Genomic DNA, 16732 nt, shown 5'->3' on the forward strand with positions numbered 1-16732 from the left:
CTTCTTTATTTAACTCCAAAAAACTTTTTCAGCTTGGTAAAGACACCTTTATCCTCATCACCAAGTGGCTGAAGGGGAACGGATTCTCCTAAAATACGACGGGCAATATTGCGATAAGCGATCGAAGCTTTACTATTCGGATTCAAGGCAATCGGTTCACCATGATTCGAGGCCTTAATCACTTCGTCATCATCTGCGACAATCCCAATTAATTCAATCGATAAATGCGTTGTGATTTCATCGACATCAAGCATATCCCCATTTTTCATTAAATGGTTACGAATCCGATTGATCACAAGTTTAGGCGACTCAACACCTTCTTCCTTTTCAAGAAGACCGATAATCCGATCCGCATCACGGACCGCTGAGACTTCAGGAGTCGTGACGACAATCGCTCGATCTGCTCCCGCCACGGCATTTTTGTACCCTTGCTCAATCCCAGCTGGACAATCAATGATAATATAGTCATAGTCTGATTTTAGAGAATCTACTAGGACCTTCATTTGTTCTGGTAAAACAGCTGTTTTATCGCTGGTTTGTGCAGCAGGGAGTAAATAAAGTAGATCATCAAAACGCTTGTCCTTCACAAGAGCTTGGTGAATTTTGCATCGACCTTGTATGACATCGACTAAATCATAGATAATGCGGTTTTCAAGACCCATAACAACATCCAAGTTTCTTAAACCAATATCTGTGTCAACCAAGCAAACTCTTTTTCCTTGAAGGGCTAAAGCTGTACCAATATTTGCAGATGTGGTCGTCTTCCCAACCCCACCTTTTCCAGATGTTATAACGATTGCTTCCCCCACTTTAGAGTCCTCCTTCCAATCTTGTTAAATTTGGTCTAAGACGCATCAAAACTTGTAATCTATCAATAATAATTTGGTCATTTTGATCAATATAGGCACATTCCATTTCACGTCGGTCGTCCTCTCCATTGACATCGGGAGAACGGCTGATCGCATCGCTGATTCTTAACTGGGTCGGCATCATAATCGAGGCAGAAATAACGGCTTCTGAATTCCCGTTCGCTCCTGCATGAGCAATTCCTTTTAATGCGCCCATGACAAAAACATTACCACCAGCGACGACTTTCCCACCAGGGTTTACATCACCAATTAATAGTAAATCACCTGGCACTTCAAGAACTTGACCAGAACGGACCATTCTTGCAACCGAAATGATTTCATGTTCTTCAATCATTTGCTGTGCTTCAAGCTTTGATATGACATTGGACTCAATCGATTCGACGACAAGATTCTTTTTTTGCCGAATTAAAGTCTTGATTTCTTCTTGCTGTTCTTCACTTAAATAGCGATTTCCAACTTTTACTCTCACGGAAATAAGGGGTTGATCCTTATTTGCCCTTTGATTCTCTGTAAGCTTTTCATTCAACTCCCTTTTTAATTCCTCATAGGAGCATTGATCGTCTAAATGTAACGTTAATCCATCTTTCGTTCCTTTTATTAGGACATTCTGTGTCTTCTTCATATCAAGATGTTCACCTCAAAAGAAAAGCGTAAAGCGCCCTATAGCCTATTTAGCAAAATATCGGGTGCTGAAGCTTGGCATATATCAAGCATACCATTTAAACTTTTTTAATCACATACTTTTTTATTTGCTGTTTTCGTACAGATATGATTTTTGGAATGGTCCTAATACCGACACCATTCCGATTTACCCGAAAGTATAGTACCACGGACAAAAGTATGTCCATTCTTTTCTCTGTTGGGTACATGAGAAAAGAGCCTTTTTATCGCATGCCATAAAAGACCTTCAAAGAATGAAGAGCCTGTAACAGGTATTCGACAAATAGAGTGAATAATCCTTTATTCCTCTTTTAAAGAATGGGCATATTTTTCAAAATGGCGCTTAAGTGGATAAGCAAAAATAATCGTAAAAGCTAGATTCAAGATAAGTGTCGGTAACCATCGTAGCTCTACAAACATTGAAAATGACATATCCGTTTTGTTTATTAAAAAGATCAACTCATAGACACTGAGTTCTAGTAATGCTACACCTAATAAAGAAACGATTGAAATCACAACAATATTTGCTTGTAGCAATCGCATCACCTTTGAAGCCAAGTAAGCGATTAAAGGGAACAAAAATAAGTAAATGCCAATGATTTCTGTGTAGACTACATCAAATAATAATCCAAAGGCAAAGCCATAAACCAAACCATGATTGCGGTTTCCATATAGCGTTAAAAAAATAATGGCGATCATCAAAAACCGGGGAACTAAAATTCGTTCACCATTAAACATCTCAGCCGGGATAGACTGGACAAAAGCACTCTCCAAAATAAAGAAAAGAATGAATAAAAGAGGAAGAAGAAATTTTCTCACAGCTCCTCCTCCTCATCATCAATCATTTCACTTAAATCTGGCTTATCCATTTCTCTTTTCACAACCATTACATTGCGAATATTATAGAAGTTTGCTCCTGGTTTCACAAATGCAGTTTGATTAAGACCAAATTCATCTGGTTCAATGTCTACAACTTTCCCAATTGGAAGTCCTTCAGGAAAAATTCCTCCAAGTCCTGATGTGACTACATTTTGATCCTTTTCTATTTTGGCATCATACGGGATTCGCTTAAGCTTTAATAATTCCCGGTCGACGTCATACCCCTCAATCGTGCCAAAATATTCATCTTCGCCTTGAATTTCAGCGGAAATTCGATTTGTCGGATCCATGGCACTTAATAATTGGATCGTTGAAGTAAATTGCTGTGTACTTTTCACTTTTCCAATTAAATATCCATTTGCTGAAACTACAGCCATATTGGGTTCAAGTCCATTGGATTTCCCTTTATTAATAATCAAAATTTCATGCCACCGATCAGGATTTCTCCCAATAACGGTCGCTTGTGTCGGCTCATAGGCACGTAAACTTTCTTTTTTATCTAAGATTTCTCGAAGCTCATCATTTTCTTTAGTAAGCTGTTGCACATCGGCCTCAAGCTTCGCAAGTTCGTCCAATCGAGATTTCAATTCTTTATTTTCCGAATATGTATTTTGCAGATCTCTCATATCTTCAAAGAATTCTGTCACATAGCCTTGAGGCTTGGAAAAAACATTTTGTATCCATCCGGTTGTATCCTTCAAAAATTGCTCTGGCAAGGTTAATTCTTCTCGTTCTCTTAAGGAAAATCCAATTAATGCCACGAGAATAATAATACTGACAAGCAAAAAAATCAGGCGTTTATTCAAAAAGAATTGCGGCATTTGCTACACCTCATTTTTTACAATATTAATAGGTAAATCAATTTCAGAATGCCGCACCTCAAGGTAAAAAACGAACAATGATATGTTTAAAGTCCGTTATTTGCTTAAAATCCCCGTATAAACTCACGATAAAGTTCGTTTTTAATTCACCTTCATGCATTGTGAAATCGATTCATGTAAATGATGATCAACCGCAAATGACTTCACTTGCGATTGATCTCGTATTCATTTAGGAATAGACTACCGTGATTCCTTCGCTCGATTTTTAAATAAATTGATGTTATCCAATGCTTTACCTGTTCCAATTGCAACACAATCAAGAGGATTTTCAGCAATTAAGACCGGCATATTGGTTTCTTCACTAATCACCTTATCGAGGTTGCGAAGTAGAGCACCACCGCCTGTTAAGACGATCCCGCGGTCCATAATGTCTGCTGCAAGTTCTGGTGGAGTCTTCTCAAGCGTCACTTTCACTGCATCAACAATCGCATCGACTGTATCACGTAGGGCACGGGAAATTTCCAATGCTGTAATCTCAATTGTTTTAGGCAGACCCGTTAATAAATCTCGGCCACGGATTTCCATGTTATCTATACCTTCTGGATCTCCAGCACTTCCTATTTCTACTTTAATTGTTTCAGATGTCCGATCCCCGATCATCAAATTATATGTTTTTCTTATGTAGCTTACGATCGCTTCATCCATTTCATCACCAGCAACACGAACAGACTGACTCGTCACAATTCCACCAAGGGAAATGATCGCCACTTCTGTCGTTCCGCCGCCAATATCGACGACCATACTTCCTGTAGGCTCCCAAACAGGTAAGTTCGCTCCAATAGCTGCCGCAAAAGGTTCTTCAATCGTATATGCGTCTTTTGCTCCTGCTTGTCTTGTAGCATCGATAACAGCGCGTTCCTCAACTGCTGTAATCCCTGATGGGACACAAACCATGATGTACGGTTTCCCTGCAAACACGCCTTTTGCTTTCGTAGCCTGTCTAATATAATATTTCATCATTGTCGCAGTTGTTTCATAATCAGCAATGACGCCATCCTTCATCGGTCTTAGCGCCACTACATTTCCTGGAGTACGTCCGATCATATTTTTCGCATCATTTCCGACTGCGACAATTTGCTTCGTATCCGTTTGTAGTGCCACAACAGAAGGCTCGCGTACGACAACGCCTTTTCCTTTTACATATACAAGGGTATTTGCTGTACCCAAATCTATCCCAAGGTCTTTAGTTCCAATTCCAAACATCTTTGTATCTCCCTTTCTGAAACAATCGTTTAGCACATGAGTATATGTGCTCTGATTAAGTGTTCATCCAACTCTTTCCAAATGGCTCATATTAACTAATTTGTGCCACACCGTGCAAAAAGTCACAAGCATTATTATAGCTCAACCATCATTAAAATCATAGTGCCATAAGGGCATATTTCATTATAAATGAAACAGGGGCCAATTTCATAGCAAAAGGAAATCCAAAACTTTATAAGTAGCCTTTTTCCTTTAAGCTGACAAATTTATTCTCCCCTATAATTAAATGATCTAATATTTCGATGCCAATGATTTTCCCTGACTCCACTAACCGCTTCGTCACTTCAATATCTTCACGGCTTGGAGTCGGGTCGTAGGGTAGGGAACATGCGCCTTATTTGGTCTCCCAAGCAGGTTTCACAATCCCCCCCTCAGAACCGCACGTACACCTTTCAGCGTATACGGCTCGCCAGTTGACTAATCGGGATTTGCTTCTCGTGGTGGTCATGATGGCATTTAAAACACAGGACAATTGTTTTTCTGTTGCGTTCAATCATAATTTTGTCCAAGTATTTTAAGTTTGATTTCTTTTTCAAGTCCTTCAACTTTCTAATGTGATGGACTTCCATCCGACCTTCTGTTGTACCACACGCTTCACATTTATTAGCTAATAATCGTTTTTCGAATTTTGTTCTTCCTGAGTATTTCATCGTATTTACATACGTATCTATTTCAGGAGAATCCACTTTGATAGCACCCTTAGGTTTAGGTAGGTCTTTTAGCTTCACAAATTGATGAAGTTTTTCATTGCCCTGCTTGTCTTTCCTTACAAGACATAACACTCCTTGTTTATGAGTCCTCATACTTGAGGCTACCTTCATAGAGGTACTTCTCCGTTTATTAGCGATAGTTTTTATAAAACTACTCTCAGCTAGATAGAATAATTTATCAATATGATGATAATTATTAGCCAACTTGTAGTAGTTCGCAATTCTTCTAAGTTCAGCGTTATAAGTATGCAGAATTTCTAATTCCGAATTGTTTATAAGATTTGCTCGATGTATAATTTTGAAATTATGCAGATTACCATATCCGTTTGCTATAGCAAAATTTCTAATCATCTTCTCTGGTATTTCTAACTTTATCGCACCCGATAGAGTTCTCTTTTTCATGGGATATTTATGGTTTTTATATGAAACCCTGGTAACTTTGATTTCATCCCACTTTCGAAATTCATATCCAAGAAAGAGAATTGGATTTTCCAAATGGGTTATAAGAGTTTTTTCTTCACTTAATTCAAGGTGTAGTTCTCGTTTAAGGAAGTCCTTTATCTTTTCTTTTACATTCATCGTACTATCTTTGGAACCAGCTATACCAATTACAAAATCATCTGCATAACGGACATATTTCATTCTTTGATAGTTTTTATCCATAGGGTCTACCGAAGGTATTAGCACTTGTTTGCGCTTAAATTCTTCGATACTTTGTATCAATACCTCTCTGTTTTCCCATAATTGATGTCCATTTCTCTCATCAAGTCTTTTAACCTTTCGAGAGAGAGCGCTGATTTCTGAGCGTATACGCATATACTCCTTGTTCCTATCCCTTATCTTACCCATATCAAAATTCTCCATTTGCTTTTCCATGAATAGGTCAAACTCATGAAGGTAGATATTAGCTAGTAATGGTGAGATAATACCGCCCTGTGGTGTACCGCTGAAAGTTTTATGATAAGTCCAATTCTCCATGACACCACTTGTAAGTGCATTGTGAATAAGTAGAAGAAAACGATGGTCATTTACTCTTTTTGAGATAAGATTTAATAGAACAGAATGGTCAATGTGGTCAAAAAAGCCTTTTATATCTCCTTCTATACACCATGTTAACCCTTTCCACGTGTTCTTAATTTGGGATAATGCTGTATGACAGCTTCTTCCCTCTCTGAATCCGTGTGAATTATCTGAGAAGGTTGGTTCATAGACGTTTTCCAAAATCATTCTCATTACTTCCTGTACCAACTTATCTTTAAAGTTAGGAACCCCTAGAGGTCTCTTATTACCATTTGCTTTTGGAATGTAAACTCTTCTTACAGGTACAAAACGAAACGTCCCGTTTTTAAGTTGTTCAATGATTTCATCAATCTTTTGTAAACTAAAACGGTCAATTGTTTCTTCAGACGTTCCTTTTGTTAGATTCCCAGCATTCGGATATAACTTTGCATATGCCTTAATCCATAATTCCCTTTTATACATGAGACGGTAACAATCCGTTATTGTTTTACCATTTTGAGAAGCTTTCCTTATAACGTCTAACTGATGAAATGGATTTGTTGCCATATTCATGACTCCTTTCTCATTGACGTTAACATCAACCTGTCTCCCTTCCCCCTGCTAAACTCATTACAAGCAAACGTTGGGTACTATGGAGACTCCGTTACCATATGCAATTTTCATAGACCTATGTCTAATAGCCATTTGGCACTTGCACTTAGGTAATCCCTGCATTATGACATAATTTTAGATATGTGATGGTTAGGTATCCCTTTCGACGGTTTCCTCTAGTTGAGGATTGAAGGACAAACCTTACTATGGGCTTGGCTCTGGAGATACCATACAGATACAGCGGCGATGTGTCTCCCATTTTGTCCTCATTGCCTGTTAGCTATCGTAGACAATGGCGCACCCATCGCTCATTCGTCTAGGATTCAAGCAGTATAGCTTTTACCGTACATCACTTGGTCTGAAGAACTGACTCGACATTAGATAGCTTTGTCGTCTTTTCTCCTTTTCACATCATGCTCTGTTCCCTCTAGGAGTTTCCTCTCAAGGTAAGACGCTGACCATAGAACGTTGTAAGGAGTTCTAGATTTCCTTAGAAATCACTAAAATTACGCACCTTGCAGGCGCACGCCACTAGGATGATTATGAAGGCAAATGACAGAAGCAGCCGAGCGTCGGAGAGCTTCCTTAAAGTAGGGTAGGAACCATACGCCTTACTTTGTTCCCAAAGCAGGTTTCACAAATCCCCCCTCCAAACCGTACGTACTCCTCTCAGAGTATACGGCTTTCCATTTATCAATCAAACTTCCCATTGTGTAGGTCATGGTGACACTTCACACACATGGCAATAGTCTTACGATTTCTCGCAATCATTTTTTGTTCCCATCGTTTTTTGCCTTTTAAGTTCTTAAGCTTATTGACATGATGCATTTCTAACGGAACATTCTCTGCACCACACCACTCACACTTATTCGCTAAAAGACGTTCGATAAGACTTGTTCTGCCACCATAAATGATTGTATTTTCAATTATATCTACAGACTGTTTTTTAATTTCCGAGTTTTTTTCCATTCGTTGTTCCGTAAAATAGGCAATTTTGGGACCATTCTTCGTTTTATAACGTATACCGAATTTCCCGTTTATCGAAAATTTTGTAATGATTTTACTAACGGTACTTTTATATTTACTGGCATACGTTTTAATCATGCTGTATTTCATTGTTTGTCGAAATGATTGAAGAACATGTGCATTACTTGCCAGTCGATAATAGTTATATAATCCTTCAATTTCCGCATTATATGTTCGAAGGATTTCTAAATCATCCAGATGTACCAAGTACGGACGATGAACAGGTTTCCACCCATTATTATTGCCAATTTTTAAGGCACCTAATTCGATGAGTTTTTTGATATATTTCTCATGTGGTACGAATAGCTTTGTTTGGTAGTTAAACTTTCTTTTTTTTGTACCATTTGGCATCTTCATTCTATGCCAATCCCTTGCTACCCGTATATCATATCCTAGGAATCTAGCGTTTTTCTCACTATGAGTGATTAACGTCTTTTCAGCACTCAATTCTAGTTTGAGTTTATCTGCAAGGTAGTCTGTTAAATCTTTCTTGACTTGTTCGGCTTCTTTTTTACTACCAATCACACCGATAATAAAATCATCTGCATATCTTACATATTTCATTCGACGATAGTTTGGGTCAAAAAGGTCTTTGCTGTCATGACTTTGTAATTCCTTATATAAAGCCTTTAATTCGCTAAGCTTTACAGCTTTTTCTTCTTTGGTCAGTCGTTCCCAATCACGTTTGTTTTTACTTTTACAATAATTAATTCTTGATGCTAGGTTATGATAAACGAGATTATGTCTACGTTTTTCGCCTTTATTAAAGAATTCGGCAAATCGCTCTACATATTTATCTAATTCGTGCAGATAAATATTTGATAGTAATGGACTAATTATGCCACCTTGAGGAGTTCCACTATAGGTTTTATGAAAAGCCCACTCTTCTACATAGCCTGCTCTAAGGAATTTCCAAATTATATTAATTAATTTCTCATCCTTTATCCGTTTTCGTAAAAGTCCAACTAATACATGATGGTCGATATTGTCAAAGAAGCCTTTTATATCACCTTCAATAAACCATCTCGTACCTGTAAATGTGTTACGTATTTCTTTTAAAGCTGTATGACAACTACGATTTGGTCGAAAACCATGTGAATGATTTGAAAATTGCGGTTCGAAGATACTCTCTAAGATTTGCCGAACAACTTCTTGCACTAACTTATCCTCAAAAGTTGGAATACCCAAAGGTCGTGTTTTACCATTTTTCTTTGGGATGTAAATTCTTCTTGCTGGTTTAGGCTGATACGTCTGCTCTTTTAGCTTTTCGATTAAACGTTCGATTCTATCTAAACTCATTCCATCAATTGTGTCGTTATCAATACCCTTTGTATTACTACCTTTATTCGGGTAGAGTTTGGCATAGGCTTCTAAATAGAACTCGGTATTATACAAATTCCGATATAATCGTTCAAATACATATGATTCATCTTGTGCTTTGGAAGTTAGACTGCTTAATACTACTTTTGGATTTCTCATAGAGCCTCTCGCTCCTTCCCAATTTGGTATTAAACTAGATAAACTGCTCTCCTTCGCCATGTAATAGGCTTTCCCTATCTCGGACTACTACGAGAGCTCCGTTGCCTTATCAGATATTCAGCATCATCTTTCTTGCTTTTCAGCTTGAAATTTATCACCTTATTAGGCATTATGCATAGCTACATTTACAGCATTCTGACTTAGGCAATCCCCATTTAGACATTTAGAAATATAGCATTTCATAGTTTCGGATGTGACTTTCGCTCGTTTCTTCCATATAGAAGTTGGACGAAGTAGTATCACTTCATATTTCTTGAGGTTTTTAAGAAATATGCATACTTCACACAGCGTACATCGTTACCTCCCGCTGAAGGTCCCCGTAGTCCTCCTTGAGCTATCATTCAAGCAATCCAGCTTTCATCCTTGTCTATGAGTTTTCATCTCGCCATTCAGTCGTGCCTTGGTAACTAGACAACTTATGGCTTTTCCAACATGCTACACTCCCCGCTTGGTTTCCCTTACGGATAAGTTGGCTGATGATAGGGTCAAGATTGTGATATATCCCTACTGCTTTGCTAGTAGCAGATTTTCTAAATGCCCTTATGGGCGCACGACCTCTCTAGGATGAACAATCGAAGCATTCAAACTCCCAATGAAGATCGTTTTCTTATGGAGAACTTGATTCTTTGTATTCAGGTACAAGCATACGAAATGCTCCTGTGATAGAAACCGCATCTCGTTCATAACATAGTTCGCACCATCTTCTGGGGAGCGAATGACGTAGCGATCATCATACGCTAAATTGGAAATTCGCCTTCCAATTTCCACTGCAGCAAGTACTTGTATAGCTTTTGCTTTTCCGATGCCTTTTATAGCTGTTATTTCATCTAAACTGGCATCTTTTAAAAGTCGTAATCCTTCAAAGTTCGTTAATAAGCGATTGGCTAGTTGGAGAACAGATTCTTCTTTTGTTCCTGTGCGCAGTAAAATTGCAATCAATTCATGATTTGAAAGACTTGCAGGACCACTTTGTTCAAATCTTTCCCTTGGTCTCTCGTCTTCTGGAAAATCTCGGATCATTAATGTTTCACCTTGCAATTTGCTTCCTCCTTTTCACCTGAGGGCTAAAGGAAGTTAAAAGGGTAAATCATATCCGAGCTTTTGTAATTCTCTGATCGTTCTAGATAAGGGCAGGCCAACTACTGAGAAATAATCTCCATTGATTTTTTTTACGAGAAGTCTTCCAAAGCCTTGTATTCCATATGCACCTGCCTTATCCATCGGTTCTCCGGTGTTAACATAGCTTCTGATTTCCTCGTCTGTTAACTCCCAAAAGTCCACCTCGGTTTTTTCGAAAAATTCAATGGTCTTTTTTGGACTAAAAATCGACACACCTGTATAGACAGCATGCGTTTTCCCCGACAGTTGCTTCAACATCTCCATTGCTTCTTGCTCGTGATTCGGTTTACCTAACACTTGGTTATTGGCTACAACAACCGTGTCACTTCCGATTACAAATGCTGCGGGATGCTTTTCAGCGACAAATTGTGCTTTTCGTTGCGCCAATTCCATGACAATTTCTTCTGGGGTATTTTCTGGATTGTAGGACTCATCCACATCACTGCTGGAGACTTCAAATGTTAATTGTAGATTTTCTAGAAGTTCTTTTCGCCGTGGAGAAGAAGAGGCTAAAATGAGGGTCTGCATAAAATCACCTAACCTTATGATCGTTCAGAAAAGGATGATACAAGTTTATCGTACCAAATTATCCCCTTAGAAACAATTTCCAATTAAAAAAAACTTCAACTTATTTACTCTTATTAAGACGTTTTGTCTGTAAACTAAGTTTCAGTTTTTAAAATATTTTTCTACAAAAAGGAGTCTACACCTCCAATCCGCATAGACTCCACTATTATTTGACAGTTGCTGACTCTGTATTACTATTTCCCGGAAAATTAATTTTCCGCAAGTAGCTCCCTAGATAGTTCACTGAACAGAATAGGTCCTTCTACCCCATCCTTCGAACAAAGATTTCTTCTATCACCAATTAAACAAACAGCTGATGGGGCATTTCCCGTTAATTGTACATAGCTATTTTCAGTTGGTTCTAAATAATGGCCTGTATCCGGATCCTTGATTCTATCAATAATACGCTCTTCACTTAAATTTTCGTATGTGACGATCTCTGGAAGCTCATCACCTTGTGCTAATTGCTGTTGTATGTATATTGAAGCCCCTTCTTTTAAGGCTAGAGCATTTCCGACAAATGCTTGATCCTTTTGTTTTTGGATCACTCCTGAGATTGCAATCACACCTATCGCCGCAATAATTCCTAAGATTACGATAACGGCAAGTAACTCTATTAACGTCATCCCTCTCTCATTTTGTCTAGCTATTCCCCTCATTTACTAGACTCCTTTACTATAGTTTCCCTCGTGCTTTATTCCTATGTTCATCGTACCAAATTACGCCTGAAAACGGCATATTTATTTTCAAAAAAAAGAGCCTACGAATAGACTCTTTTGCGGGAAATAATTTTATAGAGAGTGGTAAATGGAAAGAAATTTGAGAAGATGTTGTTGTGCTTCAACAACAGATGGTCCATCACTATTTAAGATCGCCACAGCTCCATCCAATTCACTTTTAAGCTGTTGCAACTGCTCATTTTCAATATTTTTTATAGCCTGCCAAGCTTCTAATTGAGAAGCTAGTGCTGTCTTTTGTTCCGCTGATACCGCATTGCTGAGATGTGCGGTTGTACTCATTTCTGAAAGTAATTGATATAACGCAGGCGCAGCTTCTAACAATTTCTGCTCTGAGTCTTGGAGTGCTGATAGAGAAGTACCACCGATCGCCACTTCCTTAGAAAATGTCTCAACTCCATTGCCTTGAAGTTCAGTACCTAGTGACTTCGCATTTTCTATGCTGTCGGCAACGCCAACAAAGATGAAAAACTTATCATCCATGCCAATCATTTCCGCCGGGACTCCTTTACTTGCCAGTGCCGTAGCCTCCACATTGGCCGCTTCTTCCGTTGTAAAAACACCACCTTGAACCATATAGCCCGTAATAGCCGGAAGCTCAATGGAAGCAGTGCCAGGAGTGGCTGCTCCTTCCTCAGATGGGGCTTCCTGCAACGGTCCTCCGACAGCTTCAATCGCCGAATCAGAAATGACCATCTTCAGCATCAATATGCCAAGGGTTGTACCAGAAACAACAGCAAGAAAGATGATTAATAGAACAGAGGGAAACATTCTTCTATTCATAAAGTTCTTTTGTGGTTTTGGTTTTTTTAACCCTTTTTTCCTTTTGCTTTGCTTACAATTTTGTATTCTTGTAGTTCTTCCTCTCCTTCCATCTCAGGGAGGATCCAATCAAACTCCGCTTCTTCTTTTGCCTGTTCTGCGGCAGACAATTCTTCTGAAGTAATCTTCTCTAGTTCTTGATATGTAGAGGTAGTGCTATTCTCTCTTTCATTTCTATCTTCTGAAAGTTCAACTTGCTTCTTCTTCTGTATCGTGCGGTCTTTTCCATTAATTTTAATCGTAATCGTTTTTGGATTTCCTGACTTGTCCAATGATTGCCCTCCTTCCATGTCGAATGCAGGTTTGCTTCAAACATATCATAAAGGCAAAAAAAAATAACAAGACTTTTGTCGTCTTGTTAGAGAGATTTTCGTCAAATTTCTTAGAAGCTTTCTTTCGTATCGACTTTTAGAACTTACAAATCTCCACTTTTCACCAAAGGGGTTTTCTTATTGGCTGGTTCAGGAGTTTCCATCTTTGGCAACTGATCAATCAAATCGACTAAGCTTGGCATATAAAAAGCAGCGATTTTGACTTGATATCTAATTGGTTGCTCAGACTGTTCAAGTTCGATAATTTCTTCCCCAGCTGTAAAATCAAGTGCTTCCACGACAGTAATTCTTTCTGAATTCTCAAGGGTACTAATAAACTTTTCAAATTCAAAATAACCTGGAGATTCTACATTTAACGTTACAACGGTTTTCTTTAGCCCATTCGGAAGCGTAATCGTGTTCGTTTCTTCTTCACGAGATTGTTCTTCTTCATTTTCTACTGTCTCATTTTCTTCTGCTGTTTCACTCTCTTCTACTGGCTCATGTTCAAATGAAACATCACCATCGTCGAAATTCATATTGACGACAAAGCTTCTAGAAACCACTTCTGCTTTCTCAATTTCAAGTAGCAATTGTTGAGACAGTTCTTTTACTGGAACCATTTTTTGTAATGCCACCGTATTTTCAAAAGTATTCGAGTTTGTCCCTGTAATTTTGCTTTGTAAAACAGACAATAACTGTTCTTGTGTTGAGAGCTCCGATTCCTTTTGCGGAATTTTCTCCATTTTAGGAAATAGAACAAATAAGTAAATACCAGCAAAAAGAAGTAAGAGAATGATACTTGTGATAATGATCATGAATTTTTCATTTCGAAGGATACTCACTCGTCATCTCTCCCTTCTTCAAGGGAGGGATCCCCATTTTCCTTTAATACTTCTTGATTCAGTTCAATCTCATATTGACCTAAATAACGAGGGATGTAGTTGCCTGTAAGTTCATCCTCATTATCTCCTGTCTCTGAGAATGTATCATTAGTGACAGTGTCTAAGCTATTAAGCTTCGCATTTGTGACCCAATTTGATTCTAATAAAGAATTTAAAAAGTAGGCAGCTTCCCTACTCATTTCAAATTGCACCGTTAATCTGACAGAACCTGATTCTTCATAAGTAAAAGATTGAATAAATCCCCTCTCTGGAAGAATAGTTGTCAAGTTTTTCAGTATAGGGACCGTTTTTAATGGATAACTCTGAGCCCATTTTACGGTGTTTTCCAAATCAGATATGGAGTTTGAAGATTGATATGCAACGATTTTTTGTTGCTCTATTTCGACAAGTTGTTCAGTTAAAGTTATTTGATTTTCAAGTTCAGCTAACTTGCTGTTATAGCTATTGTTAAGAACCACTGTGATCACTATGCCTATAAGAAGAATCGAACTAAAAACAATTGCAAGCGTTAAAAGGGATTTATTCTTCGCTTCTTTTTGAGGTAATAGATTAATATCGACAAGCATTGTTTACACCCCTTTTAAGGCAAGCCCTAATGCTAAATAAAATGTATGAGGTAGTTCGTCCTCTGATTTCTCAAGTTCAATCGTTTCTAACGGGGCATCTAGGCGCCTTTCAAGCTCTCCTTTAATTTGAGCGAGCAGTGGATGATCCCCGCTAAGTAAAATTTTCGACACTTGCTTTTTTCCTTGATGCAAGGAATAGCGATAAAAATCCATCAAACGATTAATCTCTTTATAAGCATCATCGAGTTGGAAAGACAATTGTGAGATCTCGCCTGTAAAAACTAATTCATATTCGCCATTACGATTGAGTTTCTTATCCCATTGCTCCCCATTAAATTCAATTGGGAGATGGTGCATAAAAAACGGAACTGTTTTTTCAAAAATACAAATATTGACATCATTTAAACCAAATTGAACAACGAGCAAATCCTCATTTTTGTGTTCTTTTTGAAGATGGTGGTAGAGGCGATAGATAGCTAGTGGAGAAACCTCTGCTGCTACTGGCTCAAGCTTTACTTCTGTGAATAGAGCGCTGTACTCTTGTACATTCTCTTCTTGGGCAGCAAAGATTAATATTTCCTGTTTATCCTCCCCTTTTGATAAAACAACAGCATCAAATACAGGTTCATCAAATGGAAGATGTATACTTGAACCTAATTCTAAATAAAGATAACCCTTTATTTCATCATCATTGATTTCAGCTGGAATCGAAACTTTGCGGATAATGACAAAGGATTCCGGAACAAGAAAGCGAACTTGGCGATTTTTTAACTTCCAGTCTGTTACACACTCTTCCATTATATTGATGAGTGTTTCATAGTCATTAATTTTTCCGTTCGTCATAATTCCTGTCGGCAGCAAACGTTCTCCCCAACGAAGTGGTATTAAGGGATTCGTCTGCTTAAGCTCTAAATAACGGATAGAATGATCGGTAATGACCATATTGACAACACGTTTTTTTCTTGAAAATAAAGTAAATTCCATATGAGACGACCCCTTAAACACCTACTAAAAATGAAAAATAATAGTCGAGAATTTGATCATAAAAATAATATGCAACGAGCGTTCCAACAGCAATAAATGGTCCGAATGGAATCGGCTTTTTCCGTTCGATTAATTTGAATAAAAGACCGAACCCACCAATTACCGCACCTAATAACGTTGCTAAAAAGAAAGAGAGAAAAAAGACTTTCGTTCCTACGACAAATCCGATTAAAGCAAACAGTTTGATATCCCCACCACCCATGCCACCTTTACTCATAACGGCAATCAGTAGTAAAAGGATAAAGGCGATTGCTCCACCGAGGAGGGAATCCCACCACGGAGTCAAAGGAATAAAGATCCTCTCTAATAAAAAAATTCCCGCAAACACGAGTAAAATCTTATCAGGGATTAACATATACGAAATATCCGAAACAAAAATAATCATCAATAACGAAATTAACGTCCAAGCAACAACAAGCTCTATCGTCCACCCTAAAACAAGGGGAGCTGAGACAAATAACAAACCTGTCATAAGTTCCACAAATGGATAGAGAGGGGAAATCTTCGTCTTACACCGACGACATTTCCCACCTTGCATGACATAAGACAGCACCGGAATCAACTCAAACGCCCGCAACTGATGATGGCAGTTCGGGCAAGCTGAGCGTGGCGCCACAATTGACTTTTTAACCGGGACTCTGAGTCCGACTACGTTGTAGAAGGAGCCTAGGATGAGACCGTAGAATATTACTATTGAATAGAACATAATAATTTTAATTATTTATAGCACTTTCATTCTCATAATCCCGCGAAATACCATCTTTCGTAACAGAAATATCAGTATAACTAAATGTCCCACTTGTATTTGTAATAGTAATGGAGTATTCAGCATTTGTATCCAAATACTCAATTAAATTAGGCCCACTTGCATCTTCGGTTAATGTCACTGAACTAGTTGATGCCAGGTCATTATCAACTACATATAATTTTGCAGCATTTACTATAGCCTTTGCTTCAGTTTTTATAGCGTCCTCTTTTGACTTATTGATAATTCCATTAACACTAGGTATCGCGATCGCCGCAATTATCCCCAAAATTACAATAACTGCAAGTAACTCAATCAACGTCAATCCGCGCTCGTTTTTCAGACGTTTTTTTACATTTTTCATCATGTAAATCTCTCCTTTTTTCTAGTATAAAAGTACTAATTATTATTATAGTTTTATTCTAGTAATCTTGTAAATGTTATTTGTGTAATTATTTTACAAATATTTTTTTCCATG

At 38.0% G+C, this 16732-nt stretch carries 16 protein-coding genes and 3 pseudogenes; all 19 read right to left on the reverse strand.

The window, feature by feature from the left end:
- Positions 1–5 precede the first annotated feature (5 nt).
- Positions 6–809, reverse strand: a complete 804-nt coding sequence (minD, locus tag BMSHG_RS11870; RefSeq protein WP_019154675.1) for a septum site-determining protein MinD — start codon at positions 807–809, stop codon at positions 6–8.
- 1 nt (position 810) lies between these two features.
- Positions 811–1491: a septum site-determining protein MinC gene (minC, locus tag BMSHG_RS11875; RefSeq protein ID WP_019154676.1), complete on the reverse strand. Its 681-nt coding sequence runs from the start codon at positions 1489–1491 to the stop codon at positions 811–813.
- A 338-nt stretch (positions 1492–1829) separates the two neighbouring features.
- Positions 1830–2348 (reverse strand): rod shape-determining protein MreD, encoded by a 519-nt coding sequence (gene mreD, locus BMSHG_RS11880; protein ID WP_019154677.1) that lies wholly within the window; start codon positions 2346–2348, stop codon positions 1830–1832.
- The gene (gene mreC / locus BMSHG_RS11885; protein WP_019154678.1) at positions 2345–3229 is read right to left on the reverse strand and encodes a rod shape-determining protein MreC; all 885 of its coding nucleotides are present in this window, start codon (positions 3227–3229) and stop codon (positions 2345–2347) included. The genes mreD and mreC overlap by 4 nt, the downstream gene beginning before the upstream one ends.
- 240 nt (positions 3230–3469) lie before the next feature.
- Entirely contained in the window at positions 3470–4492 is a 1023-nt protein-coding gene (locus BMSHG_RS11890) for a rod shape-determining protein (RefSeq protein WP_019154679.1), read from the reverse strand.
- A 232-nt stretch (positions 4493–4724) separates the two neighbouring features.
- A pseudogene (locus BMSHG_RS27575) lies at positions 4725–4865 on the reverse strand (JAB domain-containing protein); the annotation flags it as partial.
- A 79-nt stretch (positions 4866–4944) separates the two neighbouring features.
- Positions 4945–6828, reverse strand: coding sequence for a reverse transcriptase domain-containing protein (locus tag BMSHG_RS11900; RefSeq protein ID WP_019154681.1), 1884 nt, complete (start codon positions 6826–6828; stop codon positions 4945–4947).
- A 551-nt stretch (positions 6829–7379) separates the two neighbouring features.
- Positions 7380–7457, reverse strand: a pseudogene (locus BMSHG_RS29120) (JAB domain-containing protein); the annotation flags it as partial.
- A gap of 109 nt (positions 7458–7566) precedes the next feature.
- A complete protein-coding gene (gene ltrA, locus BMSHG_RS11905; RefSeq protein WP_019154682.1) occupies positions 7567–9378 on the reverse strand; it encodes a group II intron reverse transcriptase/maturase in 1812 nt (603 codons plus the stop codon).
- 606 nt (positions 9379–9984) lie between these two features.
- Positions 9985–10458, reverse strand: a pseudogene (gene radC, locus BMSHG_RS26130) (RadC family protein); the annotation flags it as partial.
- A gap of 54 nt (positions 10459–10512) precedes the next feature.
- Complete coding sequence (locus BMSHG_RS11915; protein WP_019154684.1) at positions 10513–11085, reverse strand: Maf family protein; 573 nt, start codon at positions 11083–11085, stop codon at positions 10513–10515.
- Between the two features lie 248 nt (positions 11086–11333).
- Positions 11334–11783 carry a type II secretion system protein gene (locus BMSHG_RS11920; RefSeq protein ID WP_019154685.1) on the reverse strand — a complete coding sequence of 150 codons (450 nt, stop codon included), beginning with the start codon at positions 11781–11783 and terminating at the stop codon, positions 11334–11336.
- 132 nt (positions 11784–11915) lie between these two features.
- Positions 11916–12644 (reverse strand): hypothetical protein, encoded by a 729-nt coding sequence (locus BMSHG_RS11925; protein WP_148346933.1) that lies wholly within the window; start codon positions 12642–12644, stop codon positions 11916–11918.
- A gap of 26 nt (positions 12645–12670) precedes the next feature.
- Complete coding sequence (locus tag BMSHG_RS11930) at positions 12671–12955, reverse strand: hypothetical protein (protein WP_019154687.1); 285 nt, start codon at positions 12953–12955, stop codon at positions 12671–12673.
- A gap of 143 nt (positions 12956–13098) precedes the next feature.
- Positions 13099–13839, reverse strand: a complete 741-nt coding sequence (locus tag BMSHG_RS11935; protein WP_019154688.1) for a hypothetical protein — start codon at positions 13837–13839, stop codon at positions 13099–13101.
- The gene (locus tag BMSHG_RS26135) at positions 13836–14465 is read right to left on the reverse strand and encodes a PilN domain-containing protein (protein ID WP_019154689.1); all 630 of its coding nucleotides are present in this window, start codon (positions 14463–14465) and stop codon (positions 13836–13838) included. The genes BMSHG_RS11935 and BMSHG_RS26135 overlap by 4 nt, the downstream gene beginning before the upstream one ends.
- A 3-nt stretch (positions 14466–14468) precedes the next feature.
- Positions 14469–15449, reverse strand: a complete 981-nt coding sequence (pilM, locus tag BMSHG_RS11945) for a type IV pilus biogenesis protein PilM (RefSeq protein ID WP_019154690.1) — start codon at positions 15447–15449, stop codon at positions 14469–14471.
- Between the two features lie 13 nt (positions 15450–15462).
- Positions 15463–16215, reverse strand: a complete 753-nt coding sequence (locus tag BMSHG_RS11950) for a prepilin peptidase (protein WP_026073436.1) — start codon at positions 16213–16215, stop codon at positions 15463–15465.
- A 7-nt stretch (positions 16216–16222) separates the two neighbouring features.
- Entirely contained in the window at positions 16223–16621 is a 399-nt protein-coding gene (locus tag BMSHG_RS27585; RefSeq protein ID WP_019154692.1) for a type II secretion system protein, read from the reverse strand.
- Positions 16622–16732 lie beyond the last annotated feature (111 nt).

It is taken from the genome of Robertmurraya massiliosenegalensis JC6 (assembly GCF_000311725.1).
Lineage (GTDB): Bacteria > Bacillota > Bacilli > Bacillales > Cytobacillaceae > Robertmurraya > Robertmurraya massiliosenegalensis.